A 16496-nucleotide genomic window follows, 5' to 3' on the forward strand; every position below is an offset into this window, starting at 1 on the left:
TCATTGCGAACCGATATTCACCGGTCCGTTACCCGCAGGTCGCCCACGGGAGCAGAACTCTTCCGCCGGAGGCCCTCAGTCGCGACCGTAGATGTCGCGCGTGTAGACCTTGTCGGCGACATCGGCGAGCACGTCGGTGCGCCGGTTGGCGATGATCACGTCGGCCCGCTGCTTGAACTCGTCGAGGTCCTTGATGATCTCGGAGTGGAAGAACTCCGGCTCGTCGAGCTCGGGCTCGTAGATGACCACCTCGACGCCCTTGGCCTTGATCCGCTTCATCACTCCCTGGATCGAGGACTCGCGGAAGTTGTCTGAGCCGGACTTCATGATCAGCCGGTAGACCCCGACCACCTTCGGCTCGCGCCGCAGGACGTCGGTGGCGACGAAGTCCTTGCGCGTGGTGTTGGCCTCGACGATCGCCGAGATGAGGTTCTGCGGGACGTCTTGGTAGTTGGCCTGCAGCTGCTTGGTGTCCTTGGGCAGGCAGTAGCCGCCGTAGCCGAAGCTCGGGTTGTTGTAGTGCGAGCCGATCCGGGGGTCCAGGCCGACGCCCTCGATGATCTGGGTCGTGTTGAGCCCGTGGGTGGCGGCGTAGGTGTCCAGCTCGTTGAAGTAGGCGACCCGCAGCGCCAGGTAGGTGTTGGCGAACAGCTTGATCGCCTCGGCCTCGGTGGCGCCGGTCATCAGCACCGGTACGTCCGGCTCGAGCGAGCCCTCGAGCAGCAGCTCGGCGAAGCCCTTCGCCGCCGGGGAGTCGTCGCCGACGACGATGCGGGAGGGGTGCAGGTTGTCGTGGAGCGCCTTGCCCTCGCGGAGGAACTCGGGGCTGAAGAAGAGCGTCACCTCGGGGTGCTGCTCGCGCTTGGCCGCGATGTAGCCGACCGGGATGGTCGACTTCACCACGATCGCCGCCTCCGGCGCATAGGTCACCGCGTCGGCGATCACGCTGTCGACGGTGGAGGTGTCGAAGTAGTTCGAGGCCTCGTCGTAGTTCGTCGGGGTGGCGACGATGACGTACGCGGCGTCCGCGTAGGCGTCCTCCTTGTCGAGGGTCGCGCGCAGGCCGAGCTCCTTGGTGGCCAGGAAGCTGGTGATCTCGGCGTCCTCGATCGGGGTCTTGGCGGCGTTGACCAGGTCGACCCGCTCCTGGGAGATGTCCAGGACGACGACGTCGTGCTTCTGGGCGAGCAGGACGGCGAGCGACATCCCGACGTAGCCCACGCCGACAACGGTGATCTTCATGTTCGGCACTGTAAGCAGCGGTTCGAGACCGGTCACAGCGTATAAGGCAGCGATGTTCCCGTACGGGAACATCACGTAGAGTGTTCATCGTGCCGTCGCCCTACCTGACCTCACCGGCCGCCTTCGGGTCAGCCGTGCGCTCCGCCCGGCGCCGCGCCGGACTCACCCAGAGCGACCTGGCGCACCGGGCCGGCGTGGGCCGGCGGTTCGTGGTCGACGTCGAGTCCGGTCACCCGCGCGCCGAGCTCGGCAAGGCGCTCGCGCTGCTGGAGGTCCTCGACGTCTACCTGGCGCCCACGCAGCTCTCCCCGATCGCCCCGCCCCTGGAGGACGTCGACCTCGACGCCGTCCTGGCCCGCTGTCTGACCAGCCCCTGATGCGAGAGCTGTACGCCTTCGCCGGCCGCCGCCGGATGGGCACCTTCCGCCAGGTCGGCGACCGGATCGACTTCACCTACGCCGAGACCGCCGGCCCGACGCCCATCTCGCTCTCCCTCCCCCGCACCGGCCCCGCCCTGAACCCGGGAGCCGCCCGCGCCTGGCTGGACAACCTGCTCCCCGCCCGCGAGGACGTACGCCGCAGATGGGCGCGCGAGCGGGGGCTGCCCGACACCGAGCCGATGACGCTGCTCGCCTCCTACGGCGACGACCTCCCCGGCGCGGTCTCGCTCTCGGCCGACCCCGACCTGCCCTGGCGCCGGGCACCGCACCCCGTCGAGGCGCCGCTGCCCGAGATCACGACCCGGCTCGCGGCGCTGCGCAACCAGCCCACCTCGTGGCTCGACCAGCGGGCCCGGCCGCGGTTCTCCCTCGGCGGCCACCACGGGAAGTTCGCGCTGCGCCGGGCCTCGGGGAAGTGGTTCTGGCCGACGTACGAGCACCCCTCGACGCACATCCTGCGGCCGACGACACCCGAGGAGGCCTCCGCGAGGATCGCCGACCTGGGCCGGGCCCGCTCCGCCGGGATCCCCGCGACCCGCACCGAGCTGGCCACCTTCGGCGCGCAGGCGGCGCTCGTCACGGAGCGCTGGGACCGGCTCGGCGGCCGGCGCATCCACGCCGAGACGATCCGGCAGGCGCTGGGCCTCCGGCCGGGCGAGGACATCGACCCCGGCGGCGTACGCGACCTGTTCCAGCGGTGCGATCTGGCGCCGTCTCCGGCAGACGAGGTCGACAAGATCGCCTTCCTGCTGGCCGGGGACCGGGTCGCCGTGGCGCCGCGGCGCTGACCCGGTCACGTCGGCCATCTCACCGTGCGAGTGGCGCTTCCGGACATGGCCCGTCGCCTGCGTACACTCGGATTCCTGCCCACGCGGGGATGGGACATTTCGCCGTGCCGTGGAAGCCGCCACTAGCATGGGCGCCTCAACCTGACGGAGAGGTCCTCTGGTTCCGTAATGACTGCAACACACGCCGACTACCGGCTCAGCCAGCTCGACCAGCTGGAAGCCGAGTCGATCCACATCTTCCGCGAGGCCGCGGCCGAGTTCGAGAAGCCTGTCCTGATGTTCTCGGGGGGCAAGGACAGCATCGTGATGCTGCGACTTGCGGAGAAGGCTTTCTTCCCCGCCAAGATCCCCTTCCCCGTTCTCCAGATCGACAACGGCCTCGACTTCCCCGAGGTCGCCGAGACCCGTGACCGCTGGGTCAGCCGTCTGGGCGTACGCCTGGTGATCGCGAGCATCGATGACGCCATCGCGCGCGGCATCGTCGTCGACGACGGCAAGACCTCGCGCAACCGGCTCCAGACGCCCACCCTGCTGAACGCGATCGAGGAGAACGGCTTCACCGCCGCCTTCGGTGGCGGTCGCCGCGACGAGGAGAAGGCCCGCGCCAAGGAGCGCGTCTACTCCCACCGCGACGAGTTCGGCCAGTGGGACCCCAAGATGCAGCGCCCCGAGCTCTGGTCGCTCTACAACGGCCGGCTCCACGAGGGCGAGCACATGCGGGTCTTCCCGATCTCCAACTGGACCGAGCTGGACATCTGGGACTACATCGGCCGCGAGGGCATCGAGATCCCGAAGGTCTACTTCGCCCACCAGCGTCGCGTCTTCGAGCGCGACGGCATGCTGCTGACCGAGACCCCGCTCAACCCGCTGCGCGAGGGCGAGGTCGTCACCGAGCGTACGGTCCGCTACCGCACCTGCGGCGACATGACCCTGACCGGCTGCGTCGAGTCGACCGCATCCACCATCCCCGAGATCATCGAGGAGGTCGCCGCCGCCCGGGTCACCGAGCGAGGCGCGACCCGCGGTGACGACCGGTTCTCCGAGGCTGCCATGGAGGACCGCAAGAAGGAAGGTTACTTCTGATGGCCATGGACCTTCTGCGGTTCGCCACCGCCGGTTCGGTCGACGACGGCAAGTCCACCCTCATCGGGCGGCTGCTGTTCGACTCGAAGTCGATCTTCACCGACCAGCTCGAGTCGGTCGAGAAGACCTCGCAGGACAAGGGCCACGGCTACGTCGACCTGTCGCTGCTGACGGACGGACTGCGGTCCGAGCGTGAGCAGGGCATCACCATCGATGTCGCCTACCGCTACTTCGCGACGCCCAACCGCAAGTTCATCATCGCCGACACCCCGGGCCACGTGCAGTACACGCGCAACATGGTCACCGGTGCCTCCACCGCCGACCTCGGCCTGGTGCTCGTCGACGCTCGTCACGGCCTGACCGAGCAGTCGCGCCGTCACGCGGTGCTGCTCTCGCTGCTGCGCGTGCCCCACCTGGTCCTGTGCATCAACAAGATGGACCTCGTGGACTACTCCCAGGAGGTCTACAACAAGATCTCTGCCGAGTTCACCGCGTTCGCGACCAAGCTGAACATCCCGGACCTCGAGGTCATCCCGATCTCGGCGCTCCAGGGCGACAACGTGGTGACCCGCTCCGCCAACATGGACTGGTACTCCGGCCCGACGCTGATCCACCACCTCGAGCACGTCCACGTCGCCTCCGACCGCGACCTGGTCGACGTGCGTCTTCCGGTGCAGTACGTCATCCGGCCGAAGTCCGACGACCACCACGACTACCGCGGCTACGCGGGCCAGGTCGCCGGTGGCGTACTCAAGCCGGGCGACGAGGTCATGGTGCTCCCCTCCGGGATGACCAGCAAGATCGCCGGGATCGACCTGTTCGACAAGGAGATCCCCGAGGCGTTCCCGCCGATGTCGGTGACCGTCCGGCTCGAGGACGACGTCGACGTGAGCCGCGGCGACATGATCTCGCGGGTCAAGAACGCCCCCGAGCCGAGCCAGGACATCGACGCGATGATCTGCTGGATGACCAACGCTCCGCTGCGTCCGCGGCAGAAGCTGGCCATCAAGCACACCTCCAACTCGGCGCGAGCGCTGGTCAAGGACATCCAGTACCGCCTGGACGTCAACAGCCTCCACCGCGACCTGGAGACCAAGGAGCTCGGCCTCAACGAGATCGGCCGCGTGCAGCTGCGCACCACCAAGCCGCTGCTGTGCGACCCCTACTCGAAGAACCGCACCACCGGCTCCTTCATCCTCATCGACGAGGCGACCGGCGTCACCGTCGGCGCGGGCATGATCAACGACTGATCCGGCACGTACGCACGAAGGCGGCGGCTCCCCGACGGGACCGCCGCCTTCGTCGTCTCTCAGGAACCCAGCGCGAGCCGGACGAACGCCTCGAGGGCCTGGTCGATGGGGTGCGGCTGCGGCCGGCCGTCCGCGCCGAGCGTGTTCCACCGCTGCCGGTTGACCACGAGCGAGACCTGCCGGCGCCCGTCCGAACTGGTCAGCGACAACGCACCACCGCCCCACACCGAGCCATCGTGTCCCCAGAAGGTGCCGACGCCGGGGACCTCCCGGCGGTGGAGACCCAGGCCGTAGTCGATCAGCGTCCCGTCGAAGGCGATCACCGGCACCGTACGCTGCATCTCCGCCAGCATCGGAAGGCCGATGACCTCGCCTGCCAGCAGGCGCGCGAAGAACCGGTCGAGGTCGGCGACGGTGGAGACGAGCGCGGCCGAGACACCGACCCACGACATGTCGAAGACGCTGAAGTCCCGGGGCGGGTCGAACATGCCGAACCAGGACTCGTAGAGCCGCGAGTGCGGCCCTGACACGGACAGCCCGCTCGGGAAGCGGGTGTGCTCCAGACCGGCCGGGGCGATCACGTCGCGGGCGATCAGCTGCTCGGCCGGTAGCCCGCCGACCTCCTCGAGGAGCTGGCCGAGCAACAGGTAGTTGGTGTTGGAGTAGACGCCCGGCTCGCTGCCCGGCCTCCCGGTGGGTGGCGCCTCGACGCCGAGCTTGATCAGCTCGTGCGGGTCGAAGGTCCGGCGCCGGTTGTCCTCCAGGCTGTCCGGCGTGGTGCGCGCGACGCCGGGGAAGGCGGCGAGCGACGGGTAGGCGTACGGGAGGTACTCACGCAGGCCGCTGGTGTGGTTGATCAGCATCCGCACGGTGATGTGCCGGCCGGGCTCGCCGGGGACCAGTCCCGGCAGGTAGTCGCCGATCGGGTGATCGAGCTCGATCACCCCGCGCTCGACCTGCTGCAGCACCGCGGCCGCGGTGAAGCTCTTCGTGACGCTCCCGACGCGATGACGCAGGTCCGTTCTCATCGGCCGCCGGGACGTCAGGTCGGCGACGCCGGCGGCGTGCCGCCAGACGTCGTCACCGTCGCGCACCTCGGCAACGGCTCCGGGCATGCCCGCCCGATGAAGGTCTTCCAGGGCCGACTCGAGCCTGGTGGGTTCCATGGTCAGTGCCTTTCGGTGTGGAGGAGGGACGTACGCAGGAGCAGGACGACGACAGCCAGGCCGGCAAGGCTGGGCAGCAGCCCGACCCACCCCAGGAGGGGCGGCAGCCCGGTGTCTCCGGACGTGTCGCGCACCAGCAGGTCGAAGAGGGCGACGGCAGTCCCGACGATGAACAGGCCGGTGGCGACCCAAGGAGCCGATCGCCGCCGGCGCGCCACCAGCCGGATGGTGATCGCCCAACCGGCCAGCCCGAGTACGCCGACGGCGGAGAGGTAGACCAGGTAGGTCCCGGCCGCCTCCTCGATGCGGGACGGGCTGAGATCCGGGTAGCCGTCCTGGATGTGAGCTGCCAGCAGGTTGCCGGTCAGGCGGTCGGCATAGAGGACGGCGAGCGCGGCGAGCGTGAACAGCAGGCCGGCGTAGGCCGTCAGCAGCGGTGGAGAGGGACGTCGAGCCACATCGACGTCCCGGTTGCGTTCAATCATCTGCACCCCTTTGTGTTTTACGGTGTAAGACTCACGATAATGTACGCCGTAAAGCAGCGACACGAGGGAGATCCCGGAGAGGACCACGAGATGACCGCTCGCCCGACCCGAGGGCGTGGGCAGCACGCCGGCCTGAGCACGCACGCCATCTTGCGATCGGCCATCCGGCTCGCCGACCGCGAGGGGCTCGGCGCGCTGTCGATGCGTCGCCTGGGCACCGAGCTCGGCGTCGAGGCGATGGCGCTCTACCATCACTTCCCCAGCAAGGACGCACTGCTGGACGCGGTCGTCGGCGAGCTCGTGACCGAGGCGACCGCCGCGCAGCCGCCCGGCGACGACTGGCAGGCCGCACTGCGCGGATACGGCCTGGCCTTCCACGCCAGCCTGACCGCGCACCCGCAGCTGGTGCCCCTGGTCCTGACCCGCCCGGCGGTCACCTCCGGCAACCTGAGGGTCGTCGAGTCGCTGGTCGGGTCGATCTCTGCCGCCGGGTTCGCGCCCGAGCGCGCCCTGGACATGGTCTACGCCGTCGGCCGGCTGGCCTTCGTCCATGCCGCCCTCTCCACCGGCACCGACGAGGCGACCTTCGTACGCGGCGACCCCACCGATCGACTCGGAGCCATCTCGCCCGAGGACTACCCCCACCTCGCCGCCGCCGCGCAGGCCAGCATCGGGCGCCCGCTGACCTACCGGCTCGAGTTCGCCCTGGATGCGCTGATCGCCGGCTTCGCGCAGCTGCAGCACCGCCCCTGACCCTGCCCCTGACCCCGCCCGTGGCGACGTCCCGATCCGCCGCATGGGAAAGTTGGCCCGTGCCAGTTCCGCAGTACGCCCCAACGCCCCGTGAGCTCGATGACGTCGAGCTCGTCGTCTCCGGAGCCCTGCCCGGACCGCTCAACGCGCCCGGCTCGGCGCTGAGCCTCGTCCTCCCGTCCGCGGTGGAGGCCTCCGCGACCGAGGCCGGCGCCGTCGAGATCGTCGACCCCGAGGGACTGCCGATCGCGCGGGTCACCTGGCCCGCCGGCGAGGTCACCGGCCTCTCTTCTCCCGCCTACGGCCCCTTCCGTCGGCTCTACCTCACCCCGTCACAGACCCGCGAGGCGTACGCCGGGCGGACGGTCGTGCCGGTCACCGACGCACTCACCACCGCCGAGATAGCCGAGATCGCGGCCCTCGGGCCGGTGCTGCTGCTCGCTCTCGTCGGGCACGGCACCCCGTCGCTCTCCCCCGTCGCGCTGCTGCGGGCGTCGTTGCTGGCCGCGGACGCACTGCCCGACGCGGCCGTGGTCGCGGTGCCGCTGGCTTCCCACGACGACCCCGAGGCCAACCACGCGCTCGGGGTGTCGGTCGTCGCGGCGTACGCAGGGGGCGACCCGGTCCACGCACTGGCCGCTCCCACCTCGGAGGACTACCCCGACGAGATCGCCGCGGTCATCGATCGCGACCAGCCCGCTCCCGAGGAGCAGGGCCTGGTCATCTTCTTCACCGGCCTGTCCGGCTCCGGCAAGTCCACCCTCGCCCGCGCCCTGATGGACCGGATCCTGGAGCAGGGTGCGCGCACGGTCACCTCGCTCGACGGCGATGTCGTGCGCCGCAACCTGTCGGCCGGGCTGACCTTCTCCAAGGAGGACCGGGAGACCAACATCCGCCGGATCGGCTGGGTGGCCGCCGAGATCTCCCGCCACGGCGGCCTCGCCGTCTGCTCCCCCATCGCGCCCTTCGACTCGACCCGCCAGGACGTACGCGGCTACGTCGACGGCGCCGGCGGCGCCTTCTTCCTGGTCCACGTGGCCACGCCGCTGGAGGAGTGCGAGCGGCGCGACCGCAAGGGCCTCTACGCCAAGGCCCGGGCCGGCGAGATCCCCGAGTTCACCGGGATCTCCTCACCCTACGAGGAGCCGGCCGACGCCGACGTACGCGTCGACACCACCGGCCGCTCCATCGACGAGGCCCTCGATGATGTGATCGAGGGCCTGCGTTCGGCGGGCTACCTGTCGCTGTGACCAGGTCGCGCGCTCAGCGGTCGCGGTAGACCAGACCGGACAGGCGCCAGGCGAGCATCCGGCGGAAGCGCGGGAGCCGCGCCAGCGTGGACAGCACCAGGTTCCGTACGCTCCGCCGGACCCCCTGCGCGATGCCGAACCGGGTCAGGCGGTCGGAGAGCTCGATGACCTCCTCGGCGACCGGCCGGCGCCGAGCAGCGTAGGTGTCGAGCGCGGCATCGTCGCCGTGGGCGATGGTCGCGACGAGGGCGTCGCCGAGCACGACCGCGTCCTGGATACCGGTGTTCATGCCCTGGCCGCCGGCGGGGCTGTGGACGTGGGCGGCGTCGCCGGCGATCAGCACCCGGCCCGCACGGTAGGCGTCGGCCACGCGGTGGTGGACCCGGAAGCGCGAACCCCAGATCACCTCGGTGACCTTGACCGGGCTCTTGATGCTGCCTCGCTGGTCGAGGAGGGCCTGGACGTAGTCGACGTCGGGGTTCTCCGGCGCCTCGGGAACCGGGGCCACGAACCGGAACGAGCCGTCGGGTAGCGGCGCGGAAACCAGGGTCCCCTCGGGCGAGAAGTAGAGGATGACCTCGTCGTGCGGCAGGTCGCCCTCGATGCGTACGTCGGCGAGGCTGAACGACTCGGCGTACTTCCCGCCCGGGAAGCCGATCCCGGCTTTGTCGCGCACGATGGAGTGCATGCCGTCGGCGCCAACGAGGTAGCGCGCCCGGATCTCGGTGCCGTCCTCGGTGGTGGCGGTGACGCCGTCGTCGTCCTGGACGAGGTCGACGAGGGCGAGCGGCCGGCGTACGTGACCGCCGAGCTCGGTGAGGCGATCGAGGAGGACCCGCTCGGTGACCGCCTGGGAGACCATCAGGGCATAGGGGAAGTCGCTGGGGAGGTCGTCGAAGCGGATCGGCACCAGGACCTTGTCGCGGTCACGGATGGTGAAGCGCGGCGCCTCGATGCCTTCCTTGACCAGGCGCGCGGAGACGCCGAGATCGGCGAGCACCTCCAGGGTGCGGGCGTGGACGACCGCGGCCCGGGAGGTGTTGTCTCCGGAGGCCTGGTTGTCGATGACGGTGACGTCGATGCCGGCCGCGGCCAGCTTGGCCGCCACCGCCAGCCCGGTGGGGCCGGCGCCGACGACGAGCACATCAGTGGTGATGGTGGACATGATGCTCTCCTTGCTCCGTTGGGTTGGTCAACACGTGTTGGCCAACTGATGTTGACCAAGCTAGCGCGCTGCCGCCATTGACGTCAACGACTGTTGGCCTACAATTGTTGGCATGACCGAGACCCGCCGATCCGGAGCCGAGACCCGCGAGCGCATCCTCGCCGTCGCTCGCGAGCACTTCGCGCAGCAGGGATACGACCGCACCACCATCCGCTCGATCGCCTCAGCGGCGCAGATCGACCCGTCGATGGTGATGCGCTACTTCGGCAACAAGGAGGAGCTCTTCAAGGTCGCCGCCTCGATCGACCTGGCTCTTCCCGACCTCTCCGCGACTCCAGAGGGCGAGGTCGGCCGCGTGATGACCGCCCATTTCGTACGCACCTGGGACTCCGAGGGCACCCTGATGGCCCTGCTCCGCCGAGCGGCCTCGGACCCCCAGGCCGCGGAGCAGATGCGGAGCATCTTCGCCACCCAGGTCGCCGCCGCCGTCGCACCCCTGTGCCCCGACCCGGCCCAGGCCGCCCGCCGGGCGGCCCTCGTCGCCACCCAGCTTCTCGGCATCGCGCTGGGCCGCTACGTACTCCACCTCCCGCCCATCGTCGAGATGGACCCCGAGGAGATCGTCGCCTGGGTAGGCCCGACGATCGACCGCTACCTCACCGCCGACTCGGCGGAACCTTTACGGGCAGGTACGACTAGCGCTTGAGGCCGAGGAGCGCCCAGGCCTCGTCGGTGCTCATCGGCTCGCGCTGAGCGACCGCCGCGGCCTCGACGGCTCGCTCGACGAGCTGGCGGTTGGCGTCGACCGGAACGCCCTTGGCGAGGGTGAGTACGTCCTCCATCCCGACCCGCAGGTGCCCGCCCATGGCCAGCGAGGTGAGCATGACCGGGAGGGTCGAGCGGCCGATGCCGGTCGCCGACCACGAGGTCACCTCCTCCGGCAGCGCGGCGACACCGGCGACCAGCGCGGCCGAGGTGCCGGGCATGCCACCGGGCACGCCCATAACGAAGTCGACGTGGACCTTGCCGCCGGCGGGCAACCCGTACTTCCCCAGCAGCCGCTGCAGCGCGGCGACGTGGCCCAGGTCGAAGAGCTCGAACTCCGGCACCACGCCGCGCTCCTGGGTGAGCTGGTAGAGCTCGGTGATGAACGGCCACGGGTTGGAGAAGACGTCGTCGCCGAAGTTCGTCGTGCCCATCGTCAGCGAGCACGAGTCCGGCCCGGCGTCGAGCACCTTCAGCCGCTTGTCCAGCGGGTCGTGGACCGAGCCGCCGGTGGAGAGCTGCACGATCAGCTCGGTCTTCTCGTGGAGCGCGTCGACCGTCTCGGTGAGCCGTCCCAGGTCGAGCGTCGGCGCATGGTCGTCGTCGCGGATGTGGACATGGATCATCCGCGCCCCCGCCTCCTCGCACTCGACGGCCGTCGCCACCAGCTCCTCGAGCGTCGTCGGCAGCTGCGGGCAGTCTTCCTTCGCGGTTTCCGCCCCGGTCGGCGCCACGGTCACAAGCAGTCCAGTCACCCGGACAATCTAGCGCCATTCAAGCGATCCACCGCAATATCTCCATCAGATGATGGCAAAACGACGAGGGAGCCCCGGCGTCACTGATGACACCAGGGCTCCCTCGTCAGGGATCGTCAGCCGATCGGGATCGTCACCTCGGCGACGTTGCCGACAGCGGCGTGGACCTTCTTGTCCACGGGCTCCGCCTTCGGCGCGAGCGTACGCAGCGTCCACTCGCCGTTACCGGCGAAGAACCGGAAGTGACCGGTGGCCGAGGTGGGCACCTCGGCGGTGAACTCGCCGGTGCGGTCGAGCAGCCGGACGTACGCACCGTGGACCGGCTCGCCGTCACGGGTCACCTGACCCTGGATGACGGCCTCCTTGGCGACATCGACGCCGGCGAGCGAGAGCCCGCCCTCAGTCGCGCCGCACATCAGGCGACACCCGGCTCGTCGCCGGTCACGACCGGAACGCCGACGAGGGAGCCGTACTCGGTCCACGAGCCGTCGTAGTTCTTCACGTTCTCCTGGCCGAGGAGCTCCTTGAGCACGAACCAGGTGTGCGAGGAGCGCTCGCCGATGCGGCAGTAGGCGATGGTGTCCTTGCTCCAGTCGACGCCGGCCTCGGTGTAGATCTCCTTGAGCTCCTCGTCGGAGCGGAAGGTGCCGTCGTCGTTGGCCGCCTTGGACCACGGGACGTTGGCCGCAGTCGGGATGTGGCCGGCGCGCTGGGCCTGCTCCTGCGGGAGGTGGGCCGGGGCGAGGAGGCGGCCGGCGAACTCGTCGGGCGACCGCACGTCGACCAGGTTCTGGGTGCCGATGGCCTCGACGACCTCGTCGCGGAAGGCGCGGATCGAGTGGTCCTGCTCCTGGGCGGTGTAGCTGGTCGCCTCACGGGTGACGGTCTCGTCGGTGAGCTCGCGGGAGTCGAGCTCCCACTTCTTGCGGCCACCGTCGAGGAGCTTGACGTCCTGGTGGCCGTAGAGCTTGAAGTACCAGAAGGCGTACGCGGCGAACCAGTTGTTGTTGCCGCCATAGAGCACCACGGTGTCGTCGTTGGAGACGCCACGCTCGGAGAGCAGTGCGGAGAACTGGTCCTTGTTGACGAAGTCGCGGCGCACCTGGTCCTGCAGGTCGGTGGTCCAGTCGAGCTTGATCGCGCCCTTGATGTGGCCCTTGTCGTAGGCGGTGGTGTCTTCGTCGACCTCGATCAGCACCACCTTCGGGTCATCGAGGTGCTCCTCCACCCACTGGGCGGAGACGAGGGAGTTCTCGCGGGTCATTGGTTACCTTTCGTTGTGTTTCTGGCGTTCAGGTTCAGGCGAAGCGCCTGATCAGCAGGTAGAGCTCGCAGCCGAGGCAGAACCGGAAGACGGCATTGAGCACGGCCGCCACCAGCGCGAGGCCGAGGGCGACCTGTGCCACGAGCGTGGCGCCGAGGAGGTAGCCCACGAGCGCGACCACGAGGAAGGCGAGGCCTACCCCCTGGGCGAATCGGGGCGGTGCCGGGTCCTCGAGCTCGTCCGGGGCCCCGAGCCGGGGACGTACGAACTTCTTGAAGAGCCAGGCGTGAGGGGTCCGCTGAACGCCGAGACCTGCCCCGATCGCGAAGAGCACCGTCTGAACGGCGGTCACCACCAGAGCCCACGGCTGCGGAAGCAGCAGAGCCAGGAGGATGACGACAACGGTCAGCGCCGCAGTGAACTGCGGGCCGCGCGGGTCGATTCCGGTCTGTGCCGCCGTCTTGCTCGAGGTCTCGGACATAGGTGTGCTCCTGCGAGAGTGGAGGGGAGGTCGTCAGGACGAGCCTGACAGGCGAAAGCGATCCCCGGTGTCGACAGCGCGACAAATCTCAGGGAATCAGCGGCAGGAACGACACAGCGCCGAGCGCACGCGGCAGTGATCCACTGCGCGGCGCTTGGTCAGCATGGTCGAGAACATGCGATGACAGTAGCGTGATGCTCGACGGCCACGAAACGAATGTCTCGCCATATGGACGAGCGTGTCAGGATTCGAGATTCACGGCAGGAATCGCACTCAGGACCTGCTCCTTGCGCGGAGCACCGGAGGCACGTGCGATCTCGTTGCCGGAGCCGTCGATCACCAGGGTCGTCGGCGTACGCATGATGTCGAGGCGGCGCACCAGGTCGAGGTGGTGCTCGGCGTCGATCTCGACGTGCACCACACCCGGGACGATGTCGGCGACCTCGCCCAGGATCCGCCGGGTCGCCCGGCAGGGCGCGCAGAAGGCGCTGGAGAACTGCACGAGAGTCGCGCGCGCACCGAGCTCGGTCTCACCCAGTGCGTCGGTGACCGCGTCCCACGCGTGCGGCTCGGGTGCGTGATCCTCGTGAGTCACATGGAGCTCCTTCGTGCCTCGGAAGCGGCCGTCGCTGAGCATCCGGAACAGGCCGAAGGCAAGGGCGGCGGTGATCGCGACGACGGCGATCCAGGCTCCGGTGCTCATAGAACTATTGAACCGGCAATCCGCTCCACTCATTCCCTCGCCGCGCGCCGAAGCCTCTCGTTGGTCGCCTCCAGGCGGCGTACGTCCTCCTCCAAGGCGAGCACGCGGGCGATGCCGGCGAGGTTGAGGCCGTCGGCGAGAAGGTCACGGATGCGGACCAGACGCTCGACGTCGGCGCGGGAGTAGAGCCGGGTGCCACCCGAGGTCCGCGCAGGGTCGACCAGTCCGCGCCGCTCGTAGACGCGGAGGTTCTGGATCTGCATGTCGGCCATCTCGGCCGCCACCGAGATGGCGTAGACAGCCCTGGTTCGCTCCGTCACGCATCAATTCTGACACGCGGACTTGAAATCATCTAGCGCATGGGATATATGAAAGGTATATCCGCTGATATAGATCCCGTGAGGAGGGAAACCATGCTGATCCGAAGCACCGATCCGTTCCGCGAGTTCGATCGCATCACCCAGCAGCTCCTGGGCGGCGGCACCACCAACCGACCGGCCGTGATGCCCATGGATGCCTGGCGCGAGGGCGACCGGTTCGTCATCGAGTTCGACCTTCCCGGCGTCAGCCCGGACACGATCGACCTGGATGTCGAGCGCAACGTACTCACCGTCAAGGCCGAGCGGGTCGCCAGGAACGGCGACTGGCAGATGCTCGCCAACGAGCGCGTCCGCGGCAGCTTCAGCCGTCAGCTCGTGCTCGGCGACAACCTCGACCTCGACCGCATCGAGGCCGCGTACGACGCCGGCGTGCTGCGCCTGGTCGTGCCGGTCGCCGAGAAGGCCAAGCCGCGCAAGATCCAGATCGCCACCAGCCCCAAGTCGGAGCCGGCCGCGATCGAAAGCTGAGTGAGCCTGCCCGCCCCGGCAGGCCCTTACGCAGGTGAGTCGCCGGGTGCGGGCCCCCAGCCCTCTGCGACCTAGCCGCCGGCGAACGGCGGAAGAAACTCGACCGTCGACCCCGGTGGGACCTCGATCCCGCCGGGGTCGCCCGTACCCGCCGGGCGGTCGCCGATCAGTGCCGAGCAGACCTTCAGGACCTCGGGAAGACGGGTGTCGGCATGCAGCTCCGCGGCGCGGCGTACGACTTCCGCCAGCGTCAACGGGCCATCCACCTCGAACCGGTCGGACGGAGTCCCGGCCGCTGACTTGGCCGCGGCCCAGTAGCGGACCTCTATAACATTCGTCACTTTCTCGTGGACATCCTTCCTATGTCACCGCGAGGTTTCGTTAATATGGTGCAACGATCACCTCACCGAGGCTCAATGTTGCGTTTCGGTGCTCCTCTTTCTCTGACCGAGAGGCACCCCATGAGCTCGCTTCTGTTGTTGACCAGTTCGCTCCAGCCTTCGGCAGATGTCCTTCCCGGGCTCTCGCTCCTTGGCCACCAGGTGAAGATCCTTCCTGCTGAAGGTAGCGCGCTTCTCGAGGCGCCGGACTCCGACCTGCTGCTCGTCGACGGTCGGCAGGACCTCGCCCAGGCCCGTGACCTGTGTCGTCTGATCCGCACCACCGGCACCGACATCCCTGTTCTGCTGATCGCGACCGAGGGTGGCCTCGCCGTCGTCGCCCACGACTGGGGCATGGACGACGTCGTGCTGCACACCTGCGGTCCGGCCGAGCTCGAGGCCCGGATCAAGCTCGCCATCGGCCGCATCTCGGCGGCCCGCGAGGCCTCCGACCCCGAGGCCCACGTCATCCGCTCCGGCGAGGTCGTCGTCGACGACGCCACCTACACCGCCAAGATCGGCGGCCGCCCGCTCGACCTGACCTTCAAGGAGTTCGAGCTCCTGAAGTTCCTCGCCCAGCACCCGGGCCGCGTCTTCTCCCGCCAGCAGCTGCTGCAGGAGGTGTGGGGCTACGACTACTTCGGCGGCACCCGCACCGTCGACGTCCACGTACGTCGCCTGCGCGCCAAGCTCGGCCCGGAGAACGAGACCCTCATCGGCACCGTCCGCAACGTCGGCTACCGCTTCGTGCTGCCGTCGAAGAACAACGAGGCCGCCGCCGACGGCGCCCGGCTGACCCCGTCTCCTCGCCTGGGGGCCGACGCCTAGGCTGCTCCTATGGCACTCACCGTCGATCAGGTCCTGGCCATCGCGAAGGCGACCGAGGCGTACGACGGCGTGGCGCCGCTCGACGAGGCGACTCTCCTGACGCTGCGCAACCGTCCGGAGGCCGCCACGATCTGGGGTGACGTACGCGGCTTCGGGCTGATGGTCTCGACAGGCTCGACCACCGAAGGAGAGCTGTCGCTGGTGGTGCTGACCCAGCATCGCGGTGTCGGCCTGGGTCGCCAGCTGCTGCTCCGAGCGCCGTCGCTTCCCGCCGGCACGACGGCGTGGTCGCACGGCGACAACCCGGCGGCTGCCAGGCTGGCCGCCACACAGGGGTGGGACCGCACCCGTGAGCTGTGGGTGATGCGGCGCCCTGTCACCGGTCTGCCGCCGGCTCCGGAGGCTCCTGACGAGATCGTCGTACGCGGCTTCGAGGCCGGCGACGAGTCCGAGCTGCTCCGGGTCAACGCTGCCGCCTTCGCGCACCACCCCGAGCAGGGATCGCTGGACGAGGCCGGGCTGCGAGAGCGGATGGCGGAGTCGTGGTTCGACCCGTCCGGGCTGGTCACCGCGTGGGAGGACGAGAAGCTCCTGGCGTTCCACTGGACCAAGCGCCACAGCGAGACCGAGGGCGAGGTCTACGTCGTCGGTGTCGATCCCGCCGCCCAGGGCCGCGGCCTCGGCAAGCTGGTCACCCTCCTCGGGCTGAACCACCTGGCCGCTGTCGGCGTCGACCGGATCCATCTCTATGTCGAGGGCGACAACACCCCGGCCGTACGACTCTACGAAGGCCTCGGTTTCACCCGTGCCGCGGCGGACACGCACGTCCAGTACACCCGCGGCTAGTCTT

The 16496-nt window shown here is 69.2% G+C and carries 21 protein-coding genes; 10 read left to right on the forward strand and 11 right to left on the reverse strand.

The window, feature by feature from the left end:
• Positions 1-75 precede the first annotated feature (75 nt).
• Positions 76-1242 carry a nucleotide sugar dehydrogenase gene (locus tag ABT304_RS12845; protein WP_350715647.1) on the reverse strand — a complete coding sequence of 389 codons (1167 nt, stop codon included), beginning with the start codon at positions 1240-1242 and terminating at the stop codon, positions 76-78.
• Positions 1243-1331: 89 nt separating this feature from the next.
• Between ABT304_RS12845 and ABT304_RS12850 the strand changes: the two genes are divergently transcribed.
• From ABT304_RS12850 to ABT304_RS12865, 4 genes are all read left to right on the forward strand, one after another.
• Positions 1332-1619, forward strand: a complete 288-nt coding sequence (locus tag ABT304_RS12850; protein ID WP_350715649.1) for a helix-turn-helix transcriptional regulator — start codon at positions 1332-1334, stop codon at positions 1617-1619.
• On the forward strand, positions 1619-2470 hold the full coding sequence (locus ABT304_RS12855; RefSeq protein ID WP_350715651.1) for a HipA N-terminal domain-containing protein: 852 nt from the start codon (positions 1619-1621) through the stop codon (positions 2468-2470). The genes ABT304_RS12850 and ABT304_RS12855 overlap by 1 nt, the downstream gene beginning before the upstream one ends.
• Before the next feature lie 168 nt (positions 2471-2638).
• Positions 2639-3553, forward strand: a complete 915-nt coding sequence (cysD, locus tag ABT304_RS12860; RefSeq protein WP_160026779.1) for a sulfate adenylyltransferase subunit CysD — start codon at positions 2639-2641, stop codon at positions 3551-3553.
• Positions 3553-4803, forward strand: a complete 1251-nt coding sequence (locus tag ABT304_RS12865; RefSeq protein ID WP_350715653.1) for a sulfate adenylyltransferase subunit 1 — start codon at positions 3553-3555, stop codon at positions 4801-4803. The genes cysD and ABT304_RS12865 overlap by 1 nt, the downstream gene beginning before the upstream one ends.
• 59 nt (positions 4804-4862) lie before the next feature.
• Here the strand turns inward: ABT304_RS12865 and ABT304_RS12870 are convergent, their stop codons facing one another.
• Both ABT304_RS12870 and ABT304_RS12875 read right to left on the reverse strand, forming a co-directional pair.
• On the reverse strand, positions 4863-5969 hold the full coding sequence (locus ABT304_RS12870; protein WP_350715655.1) for a serine hydrolase domain-containing protein: 1107 nt from the start codon (positions 5967-5969) through the stop codon (positions 4863-4865).
• A 2-nt stretch (positions 5970-5971) separates the two neighbouring features.
• Positions 5972-6454 (reverse strand): hypothetical protein, encoded by a 483-nt coding sequence (locus ABT304_RS12875; RefSeq protein WP_350715657.1) that lies wholly within the window; start codon positions 6452-6454, stop codon positions 5972-5974.
• A 90-nt stretch (positions 6455-6544) separates the two neighbouring features.
• Between ABT304_RS12875 and ABT304_RS12880 the strand changes: the two genes are divergently transcribed.
• A complete protein-coding gene (locus tag ABT304_RS12880) occupies positions 6545-7207 on the forward strand; it encodes a TetR/AcrR family transcriptional regulator (protein WP_350715659.1) in 663 nt (220 codons plus the stop codon).
• A gap of 59 nt (positions 7208-7266) precedes the next feature.
• Complete coding sequence (cysC, locus tag ABT304_RS12885; protein WP_350715661.1) at positions 7267-8457, forward strand: adenylyl-sulfate kinase; 1191 nt, start codon at positions 7267-7269, stop codon at positions 8455-8457.
• A gap of 13 nt (positions 8458-8470) precedes the next feature.
• Here cysC and ABT304_RS12890 read toward each other — a convergent pair whose 3' ends face one another.
• On the reverse strand, positions 8471-9622 hold the full coding sequence (locus tag ABT304_RS12890) for an FAD-dependent oxidoreductase (RefSeq protein ID WP_350715663.1): 1152 nt from the start codon (positions 9620-9622) through the stop codon (positions 8471-8473).
• Between the two features lie 112 nt (positions 9623-9734).
• Between ABT304_RS12890 and ABT304_RS12895 the strand changes: the two genes are divergently transcribed.
• Positions 9735-10328, forward strand: a complete 594-nt coding sequence (locus ABT304_RS12895; RefSeq protein ID WP_350715665.1) for a TetR/AcrR family transcriptional regulator — start codon at positions 9735-9737, stop codon at positions 10326-10328.
• Here ABT304_RS12895 and ABT304_RS12900 read toward each other — a convergent pair.
• From ABT304_RS12900 to ABT304_RS12925, 6 genes are all read right to left on the reverse strand, one after another.
• The gene (locus ABT304_RS12900) at positions 10318-11142 is read right to left on the reverse strand and encodes a beta-keto acid cleavage family enzyme (RefSeq protein WP_350715667.1); all 825 of its coding nucleotides are present in this window, start codon (positions 11140-11142) and stop codon (positions 10318-10320) included. The genes ABT304_RS12895 and ABT304_RS12900 overlap by 11 nt on opposite strands.
• Positions 11143-11258: 116 nt before the next feature.
• Positions 11259-11558, reverse strand: coding sequence for a DUF1416 domain-containing protein (locus ABT304_RS12905; protein ID WP_160026772.1), 300 nt, complete (start codon positions 11556-11558; stop codon positions 11259-11261).
• Positions 11558-12406: a sulfurtransferase gene (locus ABT304_RS12910; RefSeq protein ID WP_350715669.1), complete on the reverse strand. Its 849-nt coding sequence runs from the start codon at positions 12404-12406 to the stop codon at positions 11558-11560. Before ABT304_RS12910 ends, ABT304_RS12905 begins: the two co-directional genes overlap by 1 nt.
• A 34-nt stretch (positions 12407-12440) precedes the next feature.
• The gene (locus tag ABT304_RS12915; RefSeq protein ID WP_160026770.1) at positions 12441-12887 is read right to left on the reverse strand and encodes a DUF4395 domain-containing protein; all 447 of its coding nucleotides are present in this window, start codon (positions 12885-12887) and stop codon (positions 12441-12443) included.
• Between the two features lie 241 nt (positions 12888-13128).
• Entirely contained in the window at positions 13129-13590 is a 462-nt protein-coding gene (locus ABT304_RS12920; protein WP_350715671.1) for a thioredoxin family protein, read from the reverse strand.
• A gap of 29 nt (positions 13591-13619) precedes the next feature.
• A complete protein-coding gene (locus tag ABT304_RS12925) occupies positions 13620-13910 on the reverse strand; it encodes a MerR family transcriptional regulator (protein WP_350715672.1) in 291 nt (96 codons plus the stop codon).
• Between the two features lie 93 nt (positions 13911-14003).
• Here ABT304_RS12925 and ABT304_RS12930 point away from each other — a divergent pair, with 93 nt between their 5' ends.
• Positions 14004-14438, forward strand: a complete 435-nt coding sequence (locus ABT304_RS12930; RefSeq protein ID WP_350715674.1) for an Hsp20/alpha crystallin family protein — start codon at positions 14004-14006, stop codon at positions 14436-14438.
• A gap of 71 nt (positions 14439-14509) precedes the next feature.
• Here ABT304_RS12930 and ABT304_RS12935 read toward each other — a convergent pair whose 3' ends face one another.
• Positions 14510-14779, reverse strand: coding sequence for a MoaD/ThiS family protein (locus tag ABT304_RS12935; protein WP_160026766.1), 270 nt, complete (start codon positions 14777-14779; stop codon positions 14510-14512).
• A 120-nt stretch (positions 14780-14899) separates the two neighbouring features.
• Here ABT304_RS12935 and ABT304_RS12940 point away from each other — a divergent pair, with 120 nt between their 5' ends.
• Positions 14900-15646 (forward strand): response regulator transcription factor, encoded by a 747-nt coding sequence (locus tag ABT304_RS12940; RefSeq protein ID WP_160026765.1) that lies wholly within the window; start codon positions 14900-14902, stop codon positions 15644-15646.
• Positions 15647-15655: 9 nt separating this feature from the next.
• The gene (mshD, locus tag ABT304_RS12945; RefSeq protein ID WP_350715676.1) at positions 15656-16492 is read left to right on the forward strand and encodes a mycothiol synthase; all 837 of its coding nucleotides are present in this window, start codon (positions 15656-15658) and stop codon (positions 16490-16492) included.
• Positions 16493-16496: the final 4 nt, after the last annotated feature.

The sequence above is a fragment of the Nocardioides sp. NPDC000445 genome (genome assembly GCF_040300245.1).
Lineage (GTDB): Bacteria > Actinomycetota > Actinomycetes > Propionibacteriales > Nocardioidaceae > Nocardioides.